Origin of the sequence: Streptomyces sp. 11x1 (assembly GCF_032598905.1) — a bacterium.
Classification (GTDB): domain Bacteria; phylum Actinomycetota; class Actinomycetes; order Streptomycetales; family Streptomycetaceae; genus Streptomyces.
Window position 1 is genome coordinate 10,335,055 of the sequence record NZ_CP122458.1, and the last position, 15,538, is coordinate 10,350,592.

At 71.2% G+C, this 15,538-nt stretch carries 17 protein-coding genes; 8 read left to right on the forward strand and 9 right to left on the reverse strand.

Features of this window, described 5'->3' with window-relative positions:
- Positions 1-8: 8 nt before the first annotated feature.
- Positions 9-401 (reverse strand): apotyrosinase chaperone MelC1, encoded by a 393-nt coding sequence (locus P8T65_RS45440; RefSeq protein ID WP_316731269.1) that lies wholly within the window; start codon positions 399-401, stop codon positions 9-11.
- A gap of 338 nt (positions 402-739) precedes the next feature.
- On the opposite strand from P8T65_RS45440, the gene P8T65_RS45445 reads away from it, so the two are divergent.
- On the forward strand, positions 740-1,951 hold the full coding sequence (locus tag P8T65_RS45445) for an FAD-dependent monooxygenase (protein ID WP_316731270.1): 1,212 nt from the start codon (positions 740-742) through the stop codon (positions 1,949-1,951).
- Between the two features lie 60 nt (positions 1,952-2,011).
- Here P8T65_RS45445 and P8T65_RS45450 read toward each other — a convergent pair whose 3' ends face one another.
- Both P8T65_RS45450 and P8T65_RS45455 read right to left on the reverse strand, forming a co-directional pair.
- Complete coding sequence (locus P8T65_RS45450; protein WP_316731271.1) at positions 2,012-2,641, reverse strand: alpha-ketoglutarate-dependent dioxygenase AlkB; 630 nt, start codon at positions 2,639-2,641, stop codon at positions 2,012-2,014.
- A 60-nt stretch (positions 2,642-2,701) separates the two neighbouring features.
- Positions 2,702-3,376: an AIM24 family protein gene (locus tag P8T65_RS45455; protein ID WP_215452338.1), complete on the reverse strand. Its 675-nt coding sequence runs from the start codon at positions 3,374-3,376 to the stop codon at positions 2,702-2,704.
- A gap of 103 nt (positions 3,377-3,479) precedes the next feature.
- Between P8T65_RS45455 and P8T65_RS45460 the strand changes: the two genes are divergently transcribed.
- Positions 3,480-4,163 (forward strand): NUDIX domain-containing protein, encoded by a 684-nt coding sequence (locus P8T65_RS45460; RefSeq protein WP_316731272.1) that lies wholly within the window; start codon positions 3,480-3,482, stop codon positions 4,161-4,163.
- A 19-nt stretch (positions 4,164-4,182) separates the two neighbouring features.
- Here the strand turns inward: P8T65_RS45460 and P8T65_RS45465 are convergent, their stop codons facing one another.
- Positions 4,183-5,091: a LysR family transcriptional regulator ArgP gene (locus P8T65_RS45465; RefSeq protein ID WP_316731273.1), complete on the reverse strand. Its 909-nt coding sequence runs from the start codon at positions 5,089-5,091 to the stop codon at positions 4,183-4,185.
- 78 nt (positions 5,092-5,169) lie between these two features.
- Between P8T65_RS45465 and P8T65_RS45470 the strand changes: the two genes are divergently transcribed.
- The 3 genes from P8T65_RS45470 (at position 5,170) to P8T65_RS45480 (ending at position 8,221) form a co-directional block, all read left to right on the forward strand.
- Positions 5,170-5,775 carry a LysE/ArgO family amino acid transporter gene (locus P8T65_RS45470; protein ID WP_399102826.1) on the forward strand — a complete coding sequence of 202 codons (606 nt, stop codon included), beginning with the start codon at positions 5,170-5,172 and terminating at the stop codon, positions 5,773-5,775.
- A 104-nt stretch (positions 5,776-5,879) separates the two neighbouring features.
- Complete coding sequence (locus P8T65_RS45475; protein WP_316731275.1) at positions 5,880-7,187, forward strand: MFS transporter; 1,308 nt, start codon at positions 5,880-5,882, stop codon at positions 7,185-7,187.
- A 65-nt stretch (positions 7,188-7,252) separates the two neighbouring features.
- Positions 7,253-8,221 (forward strand): aldo/keto reductase, encoded by a 969-nt coding sequence (locus P8T65_RS45480; protein WP_316731277.1) that lies wholly within the window; start codon positions 7,253-7,255, stop codon positions 8,219-8,221.
- A gap of 13 nt (positions 8,222-8,234) precedes the next feature.
- Here P8T65_RS45480 and P8T65_RS45485 read toward each other — a convergent pair whose 3' ends face one another.
- On the reverse strand, positions 8,235-8,735 hold the full coding sequence (locus P8T65_RS45485) for a hypothetical protein (RefSeq protein ID WP_316731278.1): 501 nt from the start codon (positions 8,733-8,735) through the stop codon (positions 8,235-8,237).
- A gap of 404 nt (positions 8,736-9,139) precedes the next feature.
- On the opposite strand from P8T65_RS45485, the gene mraY reads away from it, so the two are divergent.
- Positions 9,140-10,207 (forward strand): phospho-N-acetylmuramoyl-pentapeptide-transferase, encoded by a 1,068-nt coding sequence (gene mraY / locus P8T65_RS45490; RefSeq protein ID WP_230217649.1) that lies wholly within the window; start codon positions 9,140-9,142, stop codon positions 10,205-10,207.
- A gap of 31 nt (positions 10,208-10,238) precedes the next feature.
- On the opposite strand, the gene P8T65_RS45495 is transcribed toward mraY, so the two are convergent.
- The 3 genes from P8T65_RS45495 to P8T65_RS45505 all read right to left on the reverse strand — a co-directional run bounded on the left by P8T65_RS45495 (position 10,239) and on the right by P8T65_RS45505 (position 11,833).
- Positions 10,239-10,775, reverse strand: a complete 537-nt coding sequence (locus P8T65_RS45495) for a GNAT family N-acetyltransferase (RefSeq protein WP_316731279.1) — start codon at positions 10,773-10,775, stop codon at positions 10,239-10,241.
- Positions 10,776-10,880: 105 nt separating this feature from the next.
- Positions 10,881-11,432 carry a DUF6624 domain-containing protein gene (locus tag P8T65_RS45500; protein WP_316731280.1) on the reverse strand — a complete coding sequence of 184 codons (552 nt, stop codon included), beginning with the start codon at positions 11,430-11,432 and terminating at the stop codon, positions 10,881-10,883.
- 14 nt (positions 11,433-11,446) lie between these two features.
- Complete coding sequence (locus P8T65_RS45505; protein ID WP_316731281.1) at positions 11,447-11,833, reverse strand: ATP-binding protein; 387 nt, start codon at positions 11,831-11,833, stop codon at positions 11,447-11,449.
- A gap of 399 nt (positions 11,834-12,232) precedes the next feature.
- Between P8T65_RS45505 and P8T65_RS45510 the strand changes: the two genes are divergently transcribed.
- Positions 12,233-12,973: an SDR family oxidoreductase gene (locus tag P8T65_RS45510; protein WP_316731282.1), complete on the forward strand. Its 741-nt coding sequence runs from the start codon at positions 12,233-12,235 to the stop codon at positions 12,971-12,973.
- Between the two features lie 25 nt (positions 12,974-12,998).
- Here the strand turns inward: P8T65_RS45510 and P8T65_RS45515 are convergent, their stop codons facing one another.
- Entirely contained in the window at positions 12,999-14,411 is a 1,413-nt protein-coding gene (locus P8T65_RS45515; RefSeq protein ID WP_316731283.1) for a hypothetical protein, read from the reverse strand.
- A gap of 303 nt (positions 14,412-14,714) precedes the next feature.
- Here P8T65_RS45515 and P8T65_RS45520 point away from each other — a divergent pair, with 303 nt between their 5' ends.
- Positions 14,715-15,536: a helix-turn-helix transcriptional regulator gene (locus P8T65_RS45520; RefSeq protein WP_316731941.1), complete on the forward strand. Its 822-nt coding sequence runs from the start codon at positions 14,715-14,717 to the stop codon at positions 15,534-15,536.
- Positions 15,537-15,538: the final 2 nt, after the last annotated feature.

The following is a 15,538-nucleotide window of genomic DNA, read 5'->3' on the forward strand; positions in this document are numbered from 1 at the left end:
GGCGTGGGTCAGTTGATGGGGACGAGGCGGGCGCCCTGGAGCTCGTCGACGGCCGCGCGGGCGGCCGCGCGCGGGGTCGGTACGGGGGAGTAGTGGCTGACGACGCTGATCCAGCTGCCGTCGGCGTTCCGCATCACGTGCAGCTCCGCCCCGTCGACGAACACCGCGTATCCGGTGCCGTGGTGGTGACTGCCACCCTCGGTGGCGCGGCCCTGTATCCGGCGGCCCCGGTAGACCTCGTCGAAGGGCTGGAGCGGCTGACGGCCGTCGTGGTCGCCGTGGCCGCCGTGGTCCTCGTGGCCGGTGCGATCGTCCGCGGCAGCCTCGGTGAGCGGGGCTGCGACGGTCACGGCGAGGGCCGCCGCGGCCCCGAGAGCGTGGCGCCGGGTGATGTCGGGCATGCGAAAACCTCCTGGGAAAGGGGGGATTGATGACCCGTCATACCTATCGACCCGCTGTGGGGCGGGAGAAATCCCAGGGAACCGGTTGGCTGTGATCAGGACAATCATGTACATGTCGTGCAAGGTTGAACAAAGATGATCTTGTCGTGTCGGCCTCGCGGGGGAGGGTGGAGGGAGATATTCCGCCCGGCGGCCGCACCGGCTCCGGTGATCTTGCGGTGCGGGTGCGGAGTGCGTGGTCGGCGTCACGCGGGCAAAGTGGCGTGAATCCGGACCGCACGCGCACTGCTACTCTTCGTGGTCAATTGATCGCTTTGCGCAGCGAAATGGGAGTGTGCGTGAAGATCGCGTGCGTCGGCGGCGGACCCGCAAGCCTGTACTTCTCGATCCTGATGAAGCGGCAGGACCCGTCCCACGACATCACCGTCCATGAACGGAACCCGGCCGGGTCCACCTACGGCTGGGGCGTCACCTACTGGTCCGAACTGCTGGACAAGCTCCGCGAGAAGGACCCCGAGACGGCCCTCGCCATCAGCGAGAACTCCGTCACCTGGAACAGCGGGGTGGCGCACGTCCGCGACCGCAGCACCGTCCAGCCCGGCGACGACGGCTTCGGCATCGGCAGGCGGCGCCTGCTCGAACTGCTGGCGGACCGAGCCCGCGCCCTGGGCGTCCGGGTGGAGTACGAGGACGAGATCACGGCCGACGCCCTGCCGGACGCCGACCTCGTCGTCGCGGGCGACGGAGTCAACAGCACGGTGCGCGAGAGGCACGCGGACCGCTTCGGCAGCGACATCACGCTCGGCCGCAACGCCTACATCTGGCTGGGCACGACCAAGGTCCACGACGCCTTCACGTTCTCCTTCCAGGAGACCGGCCACGGCTGGATCTGGGCCTACGCCTATCCGTTCAGCGACGAGCAGAGCACTTGTGTCATCGAGTGCTCCCCCGAGACGCTGAGGGGCCTGGGCCTGGACCGTTTGGGCGAGGCCGACGGCCTGGCCCTGCTGGGGAAGCTCTTCGCCGACATCCTGGACGGCCATCCGCTGCTGGGCCGGGACCAGGGCGACGGCACCGCCCGGTGGTTCGCCTTCCGCACCCTGACCAACCGCGTCTGGCACCACGGCAACCTGGTCCTGCTCGGTGACGCGGCCCACACCACGCACTACTCCATCGGGGCCGGCACCACCCTCGCCCTGGAGGACGCCATGTGCCTGGCCGAGTCCCTCGGCGCCCACCCGGACACGGAGAGCGCGCTCACCGCGTACGAGCGACGGCGCAAGTCCGACCTTCTGCGGCTGCAGAGCGCCGCCCGGTACAGCGCCCAGTGGTACGAGAACATCCAGCGGTACATCGAGCTGCCGCCGGAGCAGATGTTCGCGCTCCTCGGCCAACGGCACTCCCCGCTGCTGCCGTACGTGCCGCCGCAGCTCTACTACCGCCTCGACCGCGCGGCCGGCCGTCTGGAGGCACTGCGCCGGCTCAAGCGCTGGCTGGGCCCGAAGCTGGCCCGGTCCTCGCAGTCGCGAGCCCTCGCCGGACGGAAGTAGCCGGGAGCGAGCCGCGCCACCCCCGCCACGGCTGGCCCGCGGCCCCGCCCGGCAGGCGGGCTAGCCGACGCCGCGCGGCCGGAACTGGATGCTGACGCGCGGCCCCACCGCCCGCGTCGACTTGGGCACCGCGTGGTCCCAGGTGCGCTGGCAGGAGCCGCCCATCACGATCAGATCACCGTGCCCCTGCGGGAAGCGCAGGGTCGGTCCACCGCCGCCGTGCGGGCGCAGGGCCAGATCGCGGGGGTCGCCCACGGACAGGATGGCCACCATCGTGTTCTCCCGGGCGCCCCGGCCGATCCGGTCGCCGTGCCAGGCCACACTGTCCCGGCCGTCGCGGTAGAAGCAGAGCCCCGCCGTGGCGAACGGCTCGCCGAGCTCGGAGCCGTAGTGCGCGGACAGCGCCTGCCGGGCCTCGTTCAGGACGGGGTGCGGCAGGGTGTCCTCGGGGCCGTAGTAGGCGAGCAGGCGGGGTACGTCCACCACCTGCTCGTACATCTGCCGTCGCTCCGCCTTCCACGGCACCTCCTCGGCGAGCCGCGCGAACAGCGCGTCGGCGCCGGTCAGCCACCCGGGCAGCACGTCGACCCAGGCCCCGGCGCCCAGCTCCCGCCGGCGCAGCCCGTCGAGGGGGCCGAGGCGGACATCGTCGGACTGGTCGAAGAGGGAGCCCTGGAGGTGCGCGGCCATACCTGCAGCGTACTCCCAGATTCGAAAACCTGTTCGCCCGGCTCCCCGTCGTCCGTCGGCTCAGTGCTGCTGCGCCTGCGGAGTCACCTCGCTCGGCCGTACCACCACGAAACCCTCGCCCTCCAGCTTCAGCTGCACGGCCTCCCCGGAACCGCCGCGGATCATCGAACCGAAGGACTGGGAGCGGTGCAGCGAGGTGGTGAGGTGGGCCGTCCAGCCCACCACCGCGTCCGTGTCGACGAACACGGGCAGCTGCGGCGATACCGGGATGACCAGCGGATTTCCGTCACAGATGAGACCCAGCTTCCCCTGTCCCGTGAAGACGCTGTTGAACAGGCCGCCACCGGTCATGCCGGCGCCCTTCACCGTCTTGATCTCGTACGACAGGGACGCGTCGAAACAGAGCACGTTGCGTCCGTTGACGGTGAACACGTCGCCGGGCTCGATGTCGACGATGAAACAGTTCTGCGCCTCGTGCGCGAACCAGGCCTCGCCCTGACCGCGCACCGCCATCAGTGCCAGCCCCTCGCCGGTGACCGCGCGCTTGAGCATGCCGCCCACGCCCTGGCCCTTGCGTTCGAACTGCAGGTTCCCCCGGAAGGCGATCATCGCGCCCTGCCGGGCGAGCATCTCGCCGTTCACCGCGTACTTGATCGACTTGGCGTTCTGGACGCTCATTCCCGGCGCGTAGGCCGGCTGCACCATGTTCTCGTTGGAGAAAAGATCGCTCTTCATACGGGCATGCTGTCCCGGACCGCCCGATTCCGCCAAGCGACGCGCGCGGCAAGCGAATTGAGGTGCCTGACAACATCTCGACCGGAGTGGTAGAAGCGGACGCATGACCAACAAGACCGTCGGAGTAGACCTCCCGGACCGCCGGGGTCGCACCGGGCTCGACCGCACCGGCCGGGACCTGACCGGTAACCCGCGCGTCAAGGTGCGGGACGTGCGCCTGCTGTCCAGCCACTGGTACGTGGAGCGCACGACGACCTTCGACTTCCAGCACACCGACGGCACCTGGAGCACCCAGGAGCGCGAGACGCACGACCGGGGCAACGGCGCCACCGTCCTGCTCTACGACACCGAACGCGAAACCGTGCTGCTCACCCGGCAGTTCCGCTACCCGGTGTACGTCAACGGCCACCCCGACGGGATGCTCGTCGAGACGCCGGGCGGTCTGCTCGACGAGGAGGACGAGCACCCCGAGGTCGCCGTGCGGCGCGAGGTCGTCGAGGAGACCGGTCACACCATCGGGGAGATCCGGCACGTCTTCGACATCTACATGAGCCCCGGGTCCGTCACCGAACGCGTCAGCTTCTACGCCGCCCCCTACGGCCCGTCGACCCGTACCCACGAGGGCGGCGGCCTCGGTGAGGAGGGCGAGGACATCGAACTCGTCGAACTGCCCTTCCGCCGGGCGCTGGAGATGATCCGCAGCGGGGAGATCGCCGACGCCAAGACCATCATGCTGCTCCAGTGGGCGGCGCTGGACGGTCCGTTCGGTACCGGCCGCGACGTCTGAGGGAGCCGCAGGGCCCCGTTCAGGGATCGAGCGTCTCGGCGGCCTCCGCTGCGACCGCCTCCGCCACCGCCGTCAGCGCGGGGGAGTCGAGCTTCCACTGCTGCCAGAACAGCGGGGCGTCCACGGTCCGTTCCGGTGCCAGGTCGACCAGCCGGCCGCTGTCGAGGAGTCGCTCGGCCTGGGCGGCGGGCACCATGCCCCAGCCCATGCCGGCGGCCACGGCGTCCACGAACCCCTCCGAGGTCGGTACGTAGTGCCGACGGGGACTGGCCGGGCGGCCCCGCGTCAGCCGCCGCACGAAGGCGTCCTGGAACTCGTCGCGCCGGTCGAAGAACACCACCGGCGCGTCGGCGATCAGCTCCTTGAGCGGTGTGCCCGATCCGAGGCCCAGCCACCGCTCCGCGAAGGCGGGCGTGGCGCAGGGCCGGTAGTGCATCCGGCCGAGCGGCCGGACCGAGCAGCCGGCCACGGCGTCCGGTGCCGAGGTGACCGCGGCCATCACGAGCCCCTCGCGCAGCAGCCGGGCCGTGTGCTGCTCGTCCTCCCGGAGCAGTTCGTAGCAGGGGCGCAGCTCCTCGGGCACCCGGGTCAGGGCGGGCAGGAACCAGGTGGCCAGCGAGTCGGCGTTCACCGCGATCGACACCCGCGTGGTCTCCCCGGCGCCCGTCATCCCGAGCGCGGTGTGCGCGTCGTGTTCGAGACGGGCCAGCTGGCGCGCGAAACGGACGATCACCTCGCCGGACTCGGTCGGCCGCACCGGCTTCTCCCGGATCAGCAGGACCCGGCCGACCCGCTGCTCCAGCGCCTTGACCCGCTGGCTGACCGCCGACGGTGTCACGTGCAGGGCACCGGCCGCCGCGTCGAAGGTGCCCTCGTCCACCACGGCCAGCAGGGTGCGCACCAGGTCGAGGGGCAGCTGAGACATCACGAACGCTAATGATACGTAAGAATCCTTAGCTGTACGCATGGCGGTGCGTTTCCTAGCGTCGTGGCTGTGTTCAGTGAAATGACAGCTCTCGCGGCCGGATTCGGCACCGGCCTTTCCCTCATCGTCGCCATCGGAGCCCAGAACGCCTTCGTCCTCCGCCAGGGCCTGCACCGCGACGCCGTGCTTCCGGTCGTGGCCATCTGCGCCCTCTCCGACGCGCTGCTGATCGCCCTCGGCGTCGCCGGGGTCGGCGCGGTGGTCGTCGCCTGGCCCGGCGCGCTGACGGCGGTCGCCCTGATCGGCGGCGCGTTTCTCCTGGTCTACGGAGCTCTGGCCGCCCGCCGCGCCCTGCGACCCGGCGACGACGCGCTGCGCGCGGGGAGCGGGTCGGCGGGCTCCCGGCGCCGGGCCGTCCTCACCTGTCTGGCGCTGACCTGGCTCAACCCGCACGTCTACCTGGACACCGTGTTCCTGCTCGGCTCCATCGCCTCCGACCAGGGCCCCCTGCGCTGGACCTTCGGCCTCGGCGCCGGCCTCGCCAGCCTGTGCTGGTTCGCCGCCCTGGGCTTCGGCGCCCGGCTGCTCAGCCGGTACCTGGCCCGCCCGTCCGCCTGGCGGGTCCTCGACGGCCTGGTCTCGGTCACGATGCTCGTCCTCGGCGGGATGCTGATCGCCGGAGCCTGAGTCACGGGGAGACAGCATGTGAGACGGCGGCGAAATCGCCTGTCCCGGCGGTGGTGATCTCCGCGATAGTGGTGCCCGTATCGAAAGATGTATCGAGCATCAGGATGCCCGTGGACGCCACCCAGAGCAGCGCCGGTGACGACACCGCACCGGAGGACGACCCGGCGGCGCCACCCCGCGAGGGCTGGCGCCGCTGGGCGATGGACACCCGGCCGCTGCGCCGCCCCGCCTACCGGCGTCTGTGGTCCTCGACCATCGTCACCGCCGTCGGCAGCCAACTGACCGCAGTCGCCGTCCCCAAACAGATCTACGACATCACCGACTCCTCCGCCTGGGTCGGCTACGCCAGCCTCGCCGGCCTGCTGCCGCTGGTGGTCTTCGCGCTCTGGGGCGGCGCGGTCGCCGACAGCGTCGACCGCCGCACGCTGCTGCTCGTCACCAACACCGGTATCGCCGTCACCTCGGTGCTGTTCTGGGTGCAGGCCGTCACCGGTCTCGAATCCGTCTGGGCGCTGATGGCCCTGCTCGCCCTCCAACAGGCGTTCTTCGGCCTCAACTCACCCGCCCGCAACGCCTCCGTGGCCCGACTGGTCCCCGCCGAGGAACTGCCGGCGGCCGCCGCGCTCGGCTCGACCGTGATGCAACTCGGCCTGGTGGCCGGACCGTTGCTCGCGGGTGCTCTCATCCCGGTGATCGGCCTGGCCGAGCTGTACCTCATCGACGCACTGGCCCTCTGCGTCACCCTCTGGGCCGTGTACCGGCTGCCCTCCCTGCCGCCCCTGGACAACGCCATGGCCAAGCGGGCCGGCCTGCGGGAGGTGGTCGCGGGCTTCCGTTACATCGCCCTGCACAAGGTGCTCCTGCTGTCCTTCCTCGCCGACATCATCGCCATGGTCCTGGGCATGCCCCGCGCCCTCTTCCCGCAGCTGGCCGCCACCACGTACGCGTCCTACGGCGAGGGATTCGCCCTCGGCCTGCTGTTCGCCGCGATCCCTGTCGGGGCCGTCGTGGGTGGCCTGATGTCGGGCACCTTCTCCCGCTCCCACCGGCACGGACTCATGGTCCTCGCGGCCGTCATGGCCTGGGGAGCGGCCATCACGGGCTTCGGGCTGAGCGCCGGCCTGTGGCTCGCGGTGGCGTTCCTCGTGGCCGCCGGAGTCGCCGACATGGTCTCGATGGTCTTCCGCGGCGCCATCCTGCTCTCCGCCGCGACCGACGAGATGCGCGGCCGGATGCAGGGCGTGTTCACCGTGGTCGTGGCCGGCGGCCCCCGTCTCGCCGACGTCCTGCACGGCACGGCGGGCGCCGCCTTCGGCACCCGTACGGCAGTCGCCGGCGGAGGTCTGTTGGTCATGATCGCCGTGCTGCTCCTGGCGACGGCCACACCGGCACTGCGACGGTACCGGATCTGACCGATCGGCACACCGCCTCTTTCGTACGCTTATCAGCCCACCCCTCACAGGCAGGAGTTGCAACGATGCACTACGTGAAGCTCGGCTCGACGGGTCTGGACGTGTCCCGGATCTGTGTGGGATGCATGAGTTTCGGCCTCCCCGACCGAGGCACGCACGAATGGACTCTGGACGAGGAGGCGTCACGCCCGCTGATCCGGCAGGCGCTGGACGCGGGGATCAACTTCTTCGACACCGCGAACGTCTACTCCGACGGCACCAGCGAGGAGATCGTCGGCCGCGCGCTCGGCGAGTACGCGCGGCGCGAGGAGGTCGTCGTCGCGACCAAGGTCAACGGTGCCATGCACCAGGGCCCCAACGCCTGGGGCCTGTCCCGCAAGGCGATCATGACGGAGATCGACAACAGCCTGCGGCGCCTCGGCACCGACTACGTGGACCTCTACCAGATCCACCGCTTCGACCCCCACACCCCGGTCGAGGAGACGATGGAGGCCCTGCACGACGTGGTGAAGGCCGGCAAGGCCCGTTACCTCGGGGCCAGTTCGATGTACGCCTGGCAGTTCGCGAAGATGCAGCACACCGCCCGGCTGCACGGCTGGACCCGGTTCGTGTCCATGCAGAACCACTACAACCTCCTCTATCGCGAGGAGGAGCGCGAGATGCTCCCGCTGTGCGAGGACCAGAGCGTCGCCACGCTGCCCTGGAGCCCGCTCGCGCGCGGCCGCCTCACCCGGGACTGGGGTTCCGTGACCGCCCGCACCGAGACGGACAACTTCGGCAGGACGCTCTACCAGGAGGGCGACCGGGAGATCGTCGACGCCGTCACCCGGATCGCCGGTGAGCGCGGGGTGCCCCGTGCTCAGGTCGCCCTGGCCTGGCTGCTGAGCCGGCCCACGGTCACCGCCCCCATCGTCGGCGCCACCAAGCCCCACCACCTCGCCGACGCCGTGGCCTCCCTCGACGTCACCCTGACGGAGAAGGAGACCGAGGAACTGGAACGGCCCTACACCCCGCGCGCGATCAGCGGTCACTGAGCGGCCGCGGGCCTCACAGGCGGGAGTACTCCAGACGCACGGTCGTGGCGAGACGGGCCAGGGCCTCCTCGGCGCCCTCGCGGTCCGTCTTGTCGAGGAGCGCCAGGGCGTCCGCCGCGGCCAGGCGCACCCGCTGGGGCACCTCGTCGAGGGCGGCCATGCGGTAGGCGATGGTGCGGCGGGCCTCGCGCTCCTCGGCGCTGACGCCGCCCGGCCCAGTGCGGGGGAAGACGGCGGCCTCGTAGGCGGTCACGTGGATGAGCACACCGTGCGCGATGCCCTCGGCGTAACCCCGCTGTCCGGCCTGCCGCTGGGCCATGGCGAAGTGCGCCATGGCCCGCCGCCGCACGATCAGCGAGCCCACCATGCCGACCAGACCGGCGCACACCGCCGCCCCCAGGGCGACGGGACCGCCGCCGATCAGCGCGCCGATGAGGGCGCCTCCCGCCATCAGCAGACAGGTCAGCCCGGTGGTCAGCATCAGCAGGGCGCGCGCGGGAGTGAAGGAGGCCATGACGTGCAGTGTCTCAGCCTCGCCCGACTGCCGGAGCGGTGGGCCGGAGGGGGAGGGACGACGCGGCGCGTGCCGGACGGCCGGGCGGCGCCCGTTTCGGCAGGCCGCCCGCCCGCGAGGGACGGGCGGATCGAGCCGGGACGCGCACGCGGCGAGCACCGTTTCGAGTGACCCGCCCGCGGCCTGCCAACGGACATCGGGGACGGAGGGCCGACACTGCCGGCTGCCGTACTCGTCCTGCGGGGAAGCCCCCGTCGTGCCGTGCCCGAGCGGTTCCGGCCGGGAGCAACTACCCACCCCGGTACGAAGATCAGGTGACTGCATAGGGTGGGGCCCGTGAGAAGCAGCGACACCGGTGCGGCAGTCGCGTGTCCGAACGCGACCGAGGGGGAGACCACCGTCCGATGAACCAGATCCTGTACGCCGGGGCCATCGGCCTGTTCCTGACGTTGATCGGCACACCGCTGCTGATCAAGCTGCTGGCCCGCAAGGGATACGGCCAGTTCATCCGCGACGACGGGCCGCGCGGCCACGCGGGCAAGCGCGGTACGCCCACCATGGGTGGCATCGCCTTCATCCTGGCCACCCTCGTCGCCTACCTCGCGACCAAGGTCATCACCGGTGAGAGCCCGACCTACCCCGGATTCCTGGTGCTGTTCCTCATGGCGGGCATGGGAGTGGTCGGGTTCCTGGACGACTACATCAAGATCGTCAAGCGGCGGTCGCTGGGACTGCGGGCCGGGGCCAAGATGGCCGGCCAGCTGATCGTCGGCATCGTGTTCGCCCTGCTCGCCATCCGGTTCGCGGACGACCGGGGCCAGACACCGGCCTCCCTGAAGCTGTCGTTCGTCACCGACTTCGGCTGGACCATCGGTCCCGTGCTGTTTGTCGTCTGGGCCCTGTTCATGATCCTGGCCATGTCGAACGGGGTGAACCTCACCGACGGTCTGGACGGCCTCGCCACCGGCGCGTCGGTCATGGTCTTCGGCGGCTACACCTTCATCGGTCTGTGGCAGTTCCAGAACTCGTGCGCCAACGCCCTCGAACTCACCGACCCCGCCTCCTGCATAGAGGTGCGCGACCCGCTCGACCTCGCCGTCGTCGCGGCCGCGCTGATGGGTGCCTGCTTCGGGTTCCTCTGGTGGAACACCTCGCCGGCCAAGATCTTCATGGGCGACACCGGTTCGCTGGCGCTCGGCGGGGCGCTCGCGGGCCTCGCCATCTGCTCCCGCACCGAACTGCTTCTGGCCGTCCTCGGCGGGCTGTTCGTCCTGATCACCATGTCGGTGGTCATCCAGGTCGGCTCGTTCAAACTGACCGGCAAACGTGTCTTCCGAATGGCACCGCTCCAGCACCACTTCGAACTCAAGGGCTGGTCCGAGGTCCTGGTCGTGGTCCGCTTCTGGACCATCCAGGGCATCTGCGTGATCGCCGGCCTCGGCCTGTTCTACGCGGGGTGGGCCGCGAGCTGACCGCCGGCGCGCGACGCCCGACACACGGTCCTCAGGCGGCGTCGGGCGTCAGCCGGAACACCACGCCGCGGCGCAGCGGTCCCTCCGGCATCGAGGGGTCGTCGAAGTCGTCGCTCGGGTTCCGGGTCATGCCGAGGCGGCGCATCACGGCCTGGGAGCGGAGGTTGGTGGCGGTGGTCACCGCGAGGATCTCCGGGAGCCGGAGCTGCTCGAAGCCGAAGTCCAGGACCGCCCGCGCGGCCTCGGTGGCGTAGCCGTGGCCCCACGCCGCACGCGCGAGTCGCCAGCCGGCCTCCACCCCGGAGAACGGCATGTCCTCGTCCACCGGATCCAGCCCGGTGAAACCGATGAACCGCCCCGTGGACCGTACCTCCAGGGCCCACCACCCCCAGCCCCGCCGGTCGAGGTCGTCCTGGAAGCGGGCGGCGGACGCTTCGCTCTGCTCCTTCGTGAGGACGCCCGGAAAGTACGCGCGCACTTCCGGGTCGGCGTTCATGGCCGTCCAGGGGACCAGGTCGGACTCCCGCCAGTCGCGCAGGAGGAGGCGTTCGGTTCGCAGGTCGGGCATCGGGCGACAGTAGCGCGATCACGGGGCGGGGCGGTCGCAATTCCGGGCCATGATCGCCGTCTGCCTCCGGTGGGCACCGCGCGGTCCTCGTGGACACACGGTTGTTCACAGCCCTCCGCTTGCCCCCAGGTCGACGCGTACCGCCCGTAGATGGTCGGTCAGGGGGCCGAGGCCCACGTCCTGGCGGCGTTCGTCGACGGACTCGGGGTGGCGGATGGGGTACGGGAACAGGGTGCCGGGGTCGATGCGGGTGCCGTAGAACTGGGGCTGGTTCAGGGCGACGGCGCAGTGGTCGGCGATGTACGCGTGGTGCACCGCGGGACAGCGGCCGTCCGCGACCGCCTCGGCGATCAGGTCGCGGCACGTGAGCTGGAAGCCGAGGTCGGGGTAGTGCAGCAGGAGCATGAGGGCCGCCGTCGATGCGGGTTCGCCGACCGACTCGGCTGTGGGCCACCCGTGACGGGCGACGATCGAGCGCAGGGCCTCGCCGTTGTCGGTGTGGCACGCGGCGATGCGGTCCCGGGCCCGAGCGGCGGGCGCGGACCGGGCCTCCCGGGCCAGCTGCCGCTCGTCCTCGGCCCGGCGGATCAGCTCGGCGGCGAGCACCCGCTCGCGGGGCGGACCGGTGCCGGGCGCGGGTCGCGACGTGGGTTCCATGGCCGGGGCGCCCTTCACGCCGGCTCCCGCACCGCGAGCGAGAACCACACCCTCTTGCCCGCGTCCCCCGGCTCCGGCGGCTCGGTGCCCCAGTCGTCGGCCAGCGCGGACACGATGGACAGCCCCCGCCCGGCCTCGGCGGACGCGGGTGCCGTGCGAGGCCGGGGCGGCACGGGCGAGGGGTCGGCGAGGGTGACGCGCAGTTCGCGCCCGGAGCACTCGAGGACCACGGCGATGGTGTCGCCGGGATCGGCGCTCCCGTGCCGGACCGCGTTGGCGAAGAGTTCTCCGGTGGCGAGGACCGCGTCGTCGAGAATCGCGGACAGCTCCCAGCGGGCCAGATGCGCCGCCACCGTGCGCCGTACTCCAGCGGCACGCGAGGGGTGCGCGGGTACCGCCATCCTGACGAGGCGGGACCTCTCCAGGGAGATCAAGGCAGCCTCACCGCGCCCGGGGGGCGCCCCACCCCGCCGGACGGGGCGTCGTGGACGCTCCACCCGGGGTCGTGCGCTGCCGCGGCAGGGATCCGTCGGCGGGACGTGCCGACACTGACCGCCGTCATCGAGTTCCTCCACATCCTCGAAGGTGATTTCCCGGGAGTGTTGTTTCTGAGATTGCTGTTTCCGAGAGTGCTCTTTCCGGGGTGCTGTTTCTGGGGGTGCTGTTGTCGAAGACAACAGCACCGGGCACACAAAACGCCAGGTGGTGGAGGGGTTGTGCAGTTGCGGGCGGGTAGTGGCGCCGCTGGACAGGTTCCCCACCATGGTGAACGTCGACGAGGGCCCGCCCCTGCGGGAGCGGTGTGTCCCCGCCGGACGGCAGGACTGACTGCGCTGGGTGACTCCCTGGCCGGGGAGGAGCGGGACCGGCTGTTCACCGAGGCGCTCGATGTCACCGAGCCCGGACGGTTGGAGGACTTCGTCACGACGGCGGCGACGGGTTTCGGCGTCCTCGAGGGCACCGCGAAGCGGCACGACGGGGGCGGCTCCGACGGCATGGACGGTGCCGACGGCATCGACGGCCTCGTGGCCTGTGTCGGCGGTTCCCGGGGCGGCACGTTCGAGCAGGCGAGCGGCGCCGACTGGGCGGCCACCTGGGAACTGAACGTCGGACACACCGCACGTGTCGTCCGCGCCGCGCTGCCGCACCCGCGTGCCGCCGGCGGCGGCTCGGTCGTGCTGATCGGCTCCGTCTCGGGCTGGAAGCCCGGACCGCCCGCCCAGTACGGGGCGGCGAAGAGCGCCCTGGTCCACCTGGCGGCCTCCCTGGCCCGGGAGTTGGGCCCGGATCGCATCCGCGTCAACGTCGTGTCGCCCGGTTCCATGCTGATCCCGGGCCGCCGCTGGGACCGGATGCGCCGGGAGGAGCCACAGGCGTACGAGGCGTTCGTCGGGAGGGAGCTGCCGACCGGTGCGCCCGTCACCCCGCACGAGGTGGCCCGCACGGTGGTGTTCCAGCTCTCCGACTGGGCGACGGATGTCTCCGGCGCCCACCTGCCGGTGGACCGGGCCCAGAACGAGCCCTCGCAGGACGGCTACTGAGGCGGGCGTCCGTGACGCGCCCATCTCAGGCGGCCGCCCCCAGCACCACCCGCGACCGGCGTTCGAAGTCCTGGACGAGCGGCTCGTCGCGGCGGGACGCCAGGCGGCCCCGGAAGTCGCGGAGGGCCTGGATGGAGCGCTCGCTGTGCACGCCGGCGAGCGCCTCGAGCGCGTCCGTGGCTGTGGCGACGGCCTCGTCGAGACGGTTCTGCTGGAGATGGGCCGTGGCGAGCACGGAACGGCTGATGGCCTGGCGTCGGCGACGGTCGGCGTGGGCGCGCACCGACGCGCTCGCCGTGTGCTCGGCCTGCGCGGCCAGGCCCAGGTCGCGGAAGCAGAGCGCGGACTCGGCCTGGAGATAGTGGTGGTCGAGGAAGCGCACCCAGGGCGACTCCTCGGAGGCACCCCGGCTCGCGTCGAGCTGCTTCTCTGCGGCCCGCAGCGCCTCGGCGGTCTCCCGGGGCCGGCCCAGTGCCGCGTGGCCGCGCGCGGACATGGCATGCAGCCGCATCAGGCCCAGGGGACTGCCGGAGTCCTTGGCGGTGGCGACCCCGGCCCGGGCCAGGGCCACCCCCTCGTCGGGGCGGCCCAGACTGGTCGCCAGATGGGACAGCCCCGCCAGGATCTGCCCGCCCAGCACATGGTCGCGGCCCTCCGCGCAGAGCCTGAGCCCCTGGGTCATGTACCGCTGGGCCAGGCCGTACTCCCCGGCGTCGTACGAGCTCCAGCCCGCCATGGCGGCCAGCCGGGCGGCGGCAGCGAACAGCTCACGGCGGTGGTGCGGGGTCACACCGCGCTGCTGGAGCAGGGGGATCACCTCGGTGGTGAGGTACTGCACGATGCTCGTGCGGATCCCGCCGCCCCCGTATTGGTTGTCCATCTCGTCGAACATGCGGAGCATCGCGTGCACCTGCTCCACCGGCCCGCCACCCGACATCGGCGCGAGCCGGGGCGCGTCACGGCTCTCCACCAGCCAGAGCAGCCAGGCTCGCTGAGGGTTCGTCAGGGCGCCCGGCACGAACGGCACCGCACCGAGCAGACTGCGCCGCGCGATGTCGGTGGAGCCCAGCTCGGCCAGGGTGTGCAGGGTCTCCGCCACGTTCTCGACGTACATCAGTGCCCGTCCCGTCACCGGTCGCCCGCGGTCGAGCGGAAAACCGAGGTCGGCCGGAGTGAGCGCGCGGCCCAGCCGTTCGCCGAGGACTGCGGCGATCAACTCCGGTGCATTTCCACGTGGTTGCTGGCCCTGGAGCCAGCGGGTGACGGAGGCCTTGTCGTAGTTGGTCTCCGCGCCCTGACAGCGGCCCAGTTCGTTGACCCGGAGGGCGAGGGACGCGTACGAGCAGCCCGCCTCCTTCAGGGCTGTCGCCAGCGGCTTGTTGGGCCCTCCGGTCCCCTTGACCGGGCTCCTTGGTAATCCGTTCGTCACGGCGGCCATCCAGGTGTCGCATCGTGTCGGCGCGCGGCTTGACCCCTGCCCGCCGTGGCGCCAACTCCGGGGCGGGCCGGAGGAGTTCGAGGGACCTTGCGCAGCGTGTGCGGCAGGTCACCCGATCACTATGGTGGCCGAACGACTCAGCCCGCAACCTGCGTTCTGATAATTTCAGAATGAACCGCGCGGACCTGTCCGTGTCAACGGATCGCGTGGCACACTGCACGCTGTGAATCCCGCCCCGGGAGGTTGCACGTGAGTGAGACCCGCTCAGGAGGGAGTGCTCCTGCGGCGCCCACGGTCCTGCGCATGGTCCTGGGCAAACGGCTCCGCCAGCTGCGGGAGCGCGCCGGAGTGTCCTACGACGACGCGGCCCGCGCCATCGAGGTCACCGCCCTGACGGTCCGCCGTATGGAGAAGGCCGAGGTCGGCCTCCGCATCCCCTACGTGAAGGAGTTGCTGCGCACCTACGGGGTCTCCGGCACGGAGATCGAGGACTTCCTCTCCCTCGCCCGCGAGGCCAACCAGCCCGGCTGGTGGCACAAGTACCGCGACGTGCTGCCCGAGTGGTTCAGCGCGTACGTGAGCCTGGAGAGCGAAGCCGCCGTCATCCGCCTCTACGAACCCCAGTACGTCCCCGGCCTGTTGCAGACCCACGACTACGCGGCCTCCCTCATCCGGGTCGGCTTCCCCAACGCGAGCTCCGAGGAGGTCGAACGGCACGTCGCCCTGCGCCTCAGGCGCCAGGACCTGCTGGTCAAACCCGAGGCGCCGGCCGTCTGGGCCATCCTCGACGAGACCGTGCTGCGCCGCCCGGTGGGCGGACCACAGGTGATGCGGGAGCAGATCGACCGGCTCGTCGAGGCCACGGAACGGCCCAAGGTCAGGATCCAGATCATGCGGTTCGCGGCCGGGCCGCACCCCGGGGCGTACGGCCCCTTCCACTACTTCCGGTTCGGCTTCTCCGAACTCCCCGACATCGTCTACACCGAGGGTCTCGCGGGCGCCCAGTACGTCGACCAGCCCGTGGATGTCGTGACCTATCTGGAGGTCCTCGACCGGATGTCCGTGCAGGCGGAACCGGTGGCGCGGACCAGGGACATCCTGGCGGCACTACGCAAGGAGTTGTGACA